The organism is Thioflexithrix psekupsensis (genome assembly GCF_002149925.1).
Classification (GTDB): Bacteria; Pseudomonadota; Gammaproteobacteria; order Beggiatoales; family Beggiatoaceae; genus Thioflexithrix; species Thioflexithrix psekupsensis.
Genome location: NZ_MSLT01000020.1, coordinates 1 through 6,387, shown reverse-complemented (window position 1 = coordinate 6,387; position 6,387 = coordinate 1). Strand labels below are relative to the sequence as shown.

8 protein-coding genes are annotated in these 6,387 nt (G+C 39.4%); 7 read left to right on the top strand and 1 reads right to left on the bottom strand.

Going from position 1 to position 6,387, the window contains the following annotated elements:
• Positions 1 to 1,004: hypothetical protein (locus TPSD3_RS12605; protein WP_140048556.1), on the bottom strand; the 1,004-nt coding region annotated here is incomplete at its 3' end.
• Positions 1,005 to 1,238: 234 nt separating this feature from the next.
• Here TPSD3_RS12605 and TPSD3_RS12600 point away from each other — a divergent pair.
• The 7 genes from TPSD3_RS12600 to TPSD3_RS12570 form a co-directional block, all read left to right on the top strand.
• The gene (locus TPSD3_RS12600; RefSeq protein ID WP_086486773.1) at positions 1,239 to 1,583 is read left to right on the top strand and encodes a TusE/DsrC/DsvC family sulfur relay protein; all 345 of its coding nucleotides are present in this window, start codon (positions 1,239 to 1,241) and stop codon (positions 1,581 to 1,583) included.
• Between the two features lie 108 nt (positions 1,584 to 1,691).
• Positions 1,692 to 2,000: a DUF4389 domain-containing protein gene (locus tag TPSD3_RS12595; protein WP_086486774.1), complete on the top strand. Its 309-nt coding sequence runs from the start codon at positions 1,692 to 1,694 to the stop codon at positions 1,998 to 2,000.
• A gap of 162 nt (positions 2,001 to 2,162) precedes the next feature.
• Positions 2,163 to 3,008, top strand: coding sequence for a phosphate/phosphite/phosphonate ABC transporter substrate-binding protein (phnD, locus tag TPSD3_RS12590; RefSeq protein ID WP_086488890.1), 846 nt, complete (start codon positions 2,163 to 2,165; stop codon positions 3,006 to 3,008).
• Between the two features lie 18 nt (positions 3,009 to 3,026).
• Positions 3,027 to 3,857: a phosphate/phosphite/phosphonate ABC transporter substrate-binding protein gene (gene phnD / locus TPSD3_RS12585; RefSeq protein ID WP_176329671.1), complete on the top strand. Its 831-nt coding sequence runs from the start codon at positions 3,027 to 3,029 to the stop codon at positions 3,855 to 3,857.
• 29 nt (positions 3,858 to 3,886) lie between these two features.
• Positions 3,887 to 5,269, top strand: a complete 1,383-nt coding sequence (locus TPSD3_RS12580; RefSeq protein ID WP_217884340.1) for a PP2C family protein-serine/threonine phosphatase — start codon at positions 3,887 to 3,889, stop codon at positions 5,267 to 5,269.
• Positions 5,270 to 5,301: 32 nt separating this feature from the next.
• On the top strand, positions 5,302 to 6,066 hold the full coding sequence (locus TPSD3_RS12575) for an ABC transporter permease (protein WP_086486778.1): 765 nt from the start codon (positions 5,302 to 5,304) through the stop codon (positions 6,064 to 6,066).
• A gap of 2 nt (positions 6,067 to 6,068) precedes the next feature.
• On the top strand, positions 6,069 to 6,387 hold a 319-nt coding region (locus tag TPSD3_RS12570; protein WP_245391602.1), incomplete at its 3' end, for an ATP-binding cassette domain-containing protein.

Genomic DNA, 6,387 nt, shown 5'->3' with positions numbered 1-6,387 from the left:
GGACGGTTGGGTAAATTGGCTTGAATGCGGTAAGTGCCTAATACGTCGGGCGCGGTAAATTGCGTGCTGACCTGACCTTGGGCATTGCTAATGGCAGTGGTGCGGGTTAAGCCCGTAGTAGTCGTGATTCCAGAGGGAGTCACCACCGAAAAGTGAACCGTTTGCCCTTCTTGCGTGATAGGCACATTGCCAAAAACATCTTGTAAAACAAAAATAAACGGTTCAGATAAACGCCCCGCATTTAACGATTGCTGTTCTCCAGCCACAGGAGCTAACACACTGGCTTCCATTGGCAAGACAGTAATCCCCAGAGAAGCAGTAAAATCTAACGCGGTGCGAGCGTGCGCTGAAACCGTCCATTTTCCAGCACGAGTGGTAGAGACTAAGGTTTGCACTTGTCCTTGTTCATTGGTCGTGCCGCTTACAATTAACAAACCATCTCCCACCGTGCCATTGCTATCGTGCAGTTCAAAACGCACATCAATCAGTGTTCGCGGCAAGCCACCGTTATCTAAAAAACGAAAAATAATAGGCTGCGCGGTTTGTCCTACATTGACGGTTTGACACTGCCCTTGAGTGACAAAAAGACTGTTGTGCTGTTCTACGATAAGGGGAATCGTTAAACGCACCGCCGGTTCATCTGCAATCCACGCGTCTACGGTATGAATACCCGCAGTCACCAACGGCGAAGCGGCATTGAGCCGAACATGTACTATGCCTTGGGCATCACTCACGCCGCCGTCTAACACATCCAACACGGCAACATTGACCGCTTCACAGGCCGTATTGGTCAAAGAAAATCCCAACTTAACCCCAGCACGAATTCCCCCTTGCGCATCATTGACCCGAATCATTAAAAATTCGGACATCGCGCCTTTTAACACCGTGCCTGATGTGCTGTCTACGCGGGTTAAAGTGGCGAAACTGAACCCACTATAACTCACCATCGCCAGTAATAGACTGAATTGAATATAAAATTTTATTTGTAGCTGAAAATGACGCATCGCCGTTCTGCCCCTTAAAAGAAATCAAAATTTAATTCCTGCTAACATAGCAATAAATACAACACTTGTCACAACTTGATTTAACTTTTGAAGATCGTTACATTGTGTGGAGCTAACCACCCGATCAGTGTTTTACACACGCTGGACTGACTTAAAAATGATAACAATAGATGGGCTACCCTAAATAAAATGACAAAATGTGTGTTTGAATGCACTTAAATAGCGGAGGTTATTATGCCCTATGAATTGAATGGTAAAACCATCGAAACAGATGCGAATGGTTTTTTATTAAACTTAGACGATTGGAGTGAAGAATTAGCCCCAATCATTGCGCAAGCAGAAGATGTTCCCGAATTAACGGAAAAACATTGGGATGTGATCAATTACTTGCGTGATCAGTATATTAACAATGGTGGAAATCAGCCCAATATGCGTAATTTGGTGAAAGCCATGAAAGAAGTTTGGGATGACAGCAGTCTTGAAGCCAAAGCCCTTTATGCTTTATTTCCACACAATCCCGATAAAGAAGCCAGTAAAATTGGTGGCTTACCCGACACCAAACGCAAAGGTGGTTATTAAACCGAATCAATACGTGATTAATACGTAAAGGTAATGGATTCATTCGATGATAACACGCCATTTTGGGTGTTATCATTTTTTTTATGTTGACCGACAGAGAAATCTATCATGCAAATATCTGAAGATCGTCCAGAGAACAATCAAGTTTCCGTGTGGCAGCGACATGTGGGACAATTAAGCACGTGGCAACGTGGGTTATTTTTGCTGTTATTTGTGGTGATTTATTTTTTCCTGCGTTTTATTATTGCGGGAATTGCTTTTTTTCAATTTGTTACTTTGTTGATAACGGGCGAGATTAATCAGCGTTTACAGTTATTTTCTCAAGGACTTTGCACGTATAGTTATCAAGTGGCACGCTATTTAACTTTTACCACCGAAGATAAGCCTTTTCCTTTCAGCCATTGGCCTCAAGATTAGAAGATAAGACTTAGCGCGTTTTACGGTTTCATTCTTAGAATAATACATTATTAAAAATAATTATTTTCTCACTCGCATTTTTGCTTTTTTTTTGCTATAGATAGAAAATACCGCGCCAGATATTAAAATTCAATATCTCGCAAATTCACCAAAGGAGTCCCCATGCGTTACATCCCCTTAACTCAGGGAGCGGGCTTTATTCTGCTCTGTTTCCACCTTTTATTTTCTCCCGTACAGGCTAAAGAGACACTTAACCTCTATATTTTTCCTTATTTAACGGCACAACAATTGTTAGAAAAATTCACGCCTTTAACTGATTATTTAACCGAAAAAACAGGGATTGAAATTCATCCGATTATCAGTCAAAGTTATGAACAACATGTTCAAGAATTGGGTGAAGATAAAATTGATATTGCTTATATTGGTTCTATTCCCTATGTTAAATTAATAGAAAAATATGGGGAAAAACCCTTATTGGTGCGTTTAGAAACCGCAGGAACACCGACTTTTCGCGGCGCGATTGTGGTGCATAAAGATTCGCCTATTCAGCAAATTAAAGAGGTGATTAATAAACGTTTTGCTTTTGGCGCGCAAGGTTCAACCATGAGCCATTTAATGCAAGATTATTTGTTGCGCGAATCAGGAGTTACGCTTGAACAATTGGCGTGGCATGAATTTCTAGGCAGCCATGATAATGTGGCTTTGGGCGTATTAATGGGAGAATTCGATGCAGGTGCGGTCATTGAAGATATTGTTTATAAATATCAAGAGCGTGGATTACGGGTATTGGCGTGGACTCCTGAAATTTCTGAACATCTGCTATTAACGCGCCGCGATTTGCCTACCGCGCAAATTGAAGCCCTACGCAACGCTTTATTGACCATCACTGAACACCCCCAAGCCCCAACTATTTTAAGCGCAATTAGAGCCAATTTAACCAATTTCGTTCCTGTGCTTGATTCGGATTATGATGGTTTGCGGGAAATTGTGCGTAAATTAGAGCAGTAATTTTTTAGGTGAATGAACATGAAAAAAATAAATTTTCTGAGTCTATTTCTTTTAATATGGCTTCCTTCACAGGTTATTGCAGAAAAGTTGCGTTTAACCATTCACCCTTATTTAACCGCACAAGAACTGATGACTAAATTTATGCCTTTGGTGGATTATTTAACGGTTGAAACAGGTTTAGATATTGAACTGATGATCAGTGCAGATTATGAACAACATGTTGAGCAATTAGGAAAAAATCAAATTGATGTGGCTTATGTAGGCCCGTTCCTTTATGTTAAATTGATTCGTGATTATGGAGAAAAACCGCTATTGGCGCGTTTAGAAATCAATGGACGGCCAACCTTTCGCGGTGCCATTGTCACAGGTCAAAGCCGCGAAAAAATTGGACAATTAAGTCACTTAATCGGCAAACGTTTTGCGTTTGGATCAAAAGAATCAACAATGGGCTATTTAGTGCCATATTATTTACTAAAACAAGAGGGAATAGATTTAGAACAATTGGCTTATTATGAATTTTTAGGCAGCCATGATAATGTGGCAATGAGCGTACTAATGGGCGAATTTGATGCGGGTGCGGTCATGGAAGATATTTTTTATAAATATCAGGAAAAAGGCTTAAATTTACTTGCGTTAACTCCAGAAATTTCTGAACATTTATTTGCAACGCGCAGTGATTTACCCCAAGAACAGATTGAAAAACTGCGTCAGGCTTTGCTTTCCATTCTACAGCACCCCGATTCAAAAACTGTTTTAGCGGCAATAAAAAGTAATCTTACCAATTTTGTTCCCGTCACCGATTCAGATTATGACAGTTTACGAATCATCATGAATCACATGGAACAATAATGAATTTTTTACCCCCCATAAAGTCAATAATGATGAAAAGATTTAAGAAACATATTATGGCATTAAGCAACAAACAAATAAAATACCGTTTATTGATTAGTTTTCTTGTCATTTTCGGTGTTTTTGCTTTTTTACTCAGTTACTTTATCAGCAAACAACAACGTGATTTATTGCTAGAAGATCAACGCTATCGTGCGATTTTAGAATTGGATTTGATCAGCGAATTTATTGCAGAATCTTTTTTAAAACGCAATTATGCTCAACTCAGTCAATTTTTAAATCGCTGGGGAGAACAGCGAGATTACATTGTGTTATTAAAAGCAAATTTACCCAATGGCTTTAATTTAGTGAATTACCAACGTTCTCAAGAAGCTAAGAATTTTCTGGAAATGGAAAAACAAGTGGAATTTGCCAGCGATAAAATATTGCATTTGCAAATTACCATGGATCTGTTTCATACTGAGGAAGTGATTGAAGAGTTAAATGAACAATTGGCTTTATTGTTTACAGGAATTATTGCTGCGTTAGGATTTATTTTGTGGTTTACATTAAACCGTTTTGCGATTAATCCGATGCGGCAAGAAATTGAACACCAAGCCGCGACATTAACCAATGTTCAAACCGAAAATTTACGCATGAGTACCGAGCTAGACATTACACGCCGCTTGCAAACGATGCTATTGCCAAGCCATCGAGAATTGGCGGAAATTAAAGATTTAGATATTGCTTGTTTTATGCAGCCCGCCAGCGAAGTGGGGGGTGATTATTACGATGTACTATTAGACCCCAATCAAAAATGGATTAAAATTGGTATTGGCGATGTCACAGGGCATGGATTAGAAAGTGGCGTGTTAGTGTTAATGGTACAAATGGCCGTGCGTACTTTATTGGTTGATGGCGTGCGTGATCCAGCCCGCTTTTTAAGCATTTTAAATCGGGCTGTTTTTGATAATATTCAACGCATGGATTCGGATAAAAATTTAACTTTATCACTGATTGATTATGCTGATGGTAAAATTCAAATTAGCGGCCAACATGAGGATGTTTTATTGATTCGTAAAGGCGGCCAATTAGAGCGAATTGATACTTTTGATTTAGGTTTTATGGTTGGTTTACAACCTGATATTAGCCATTTTATTTCTAAAATTGAATTTGATTTAAACCCCGGTGATGGATTAGTGCTTTATACCGATGGCATTACCGAAGCGCGTAATGTAAAAAAACAAATGTATGGTTTAAATCGTTTATGCGATGTCGTGAGTCGTCATTGGCATTGTTCGGCGCAAGCCATTCAAGAAGCCATTTTATTAGATTTAGGGCAACATATCGGGAAACAACCCGTATTTGATGACGTCACTTTAATGGTAATCAAATCCAGAGAAGAAATCAACTCAGACGCAGTGACCTGTTAGTTTTTATCAGTCAAGTTAATAATGGATAGGGCATGTTTTTTTTAAAAAAAGGATTATTAAAATTATTACCGTTTTTATATGCAGTGACGGTGATTGTTATTGTCTGGCAATTGGTGATTATTTTTAATAAACCACATCCTTCTATTTTGCCCACACCTTGGGCGACCGCTAATAATTTTTGGCAATTGGTCGAAAATGGTTTGTTATGGATGCACACTATGGCCAGTTTAAGCCGTGTGGTGTCAGCTTGGTTATTATCGGCCTGTATCGCCATTCCGTTGGGATTAGTGATGGGGCGTTCGGTTTTATTAGAAAAACTGATCGATCCTTTTATTGAATTATTTCGTCCTATTTCACCTTTGGCGTGGATTCCACTGGCTATTTTGTGGTTTGGGATTGGTGAGGGAGGGAAAATATTTGTGGTCTTTATTGGTACATTTTTCCCTATTTTACTCAGCACGATTGCTGGCGTAAAAAGCATTGATCCCGTATTAATTCATGCGGGGCGTGTTTTAGGCTGTCAATCTCGCTTTTCTTTATTTTATAGAGTTATTTTACCCGCTTCTATGCCGGGCATTATGGTGGGATTGCGCATTTCTTTTGGCACGGGATGGGCAGCAATTATTGCCGCAGAATTGGTGGCGGCACGTTCTGGATTGGGTTATTTAATTGCGAATGGAATGGAAATTTTACGTGCTGATCATGTGTTAGTGGGGATGATTATGATTGGATTATTAGGCGTTTGTTTTGATGTTTTTTTTCGCTTGATTGATCGCCGTGTCACATGGAAAATATAGTGATGACAGAAACATTTCCTTTATCCACTCGTCGCTTGAATAAAACTTATTATTCTGATTCGGGTGAAACGGTTGTTGCCTTAGAAGAAATTAATTTAAATATTGAAACGGGCGAATTTGTGGTTATTGTTGGCCCTTCGGGTTGTGGTAAAAGTACCTTATTAAATATATTAGCTGGATTAGAACCCGCTACCAACGGCGAAGTATTGGCTTATCATCAACCCATTACCCAACCTAATATTGAACGCAGTATGGTGTTTCAAAACTATGCGTTATTTCCGTGGTTATCGGTGCGCGGTAATGTGGAATTCGGTTTAGAAC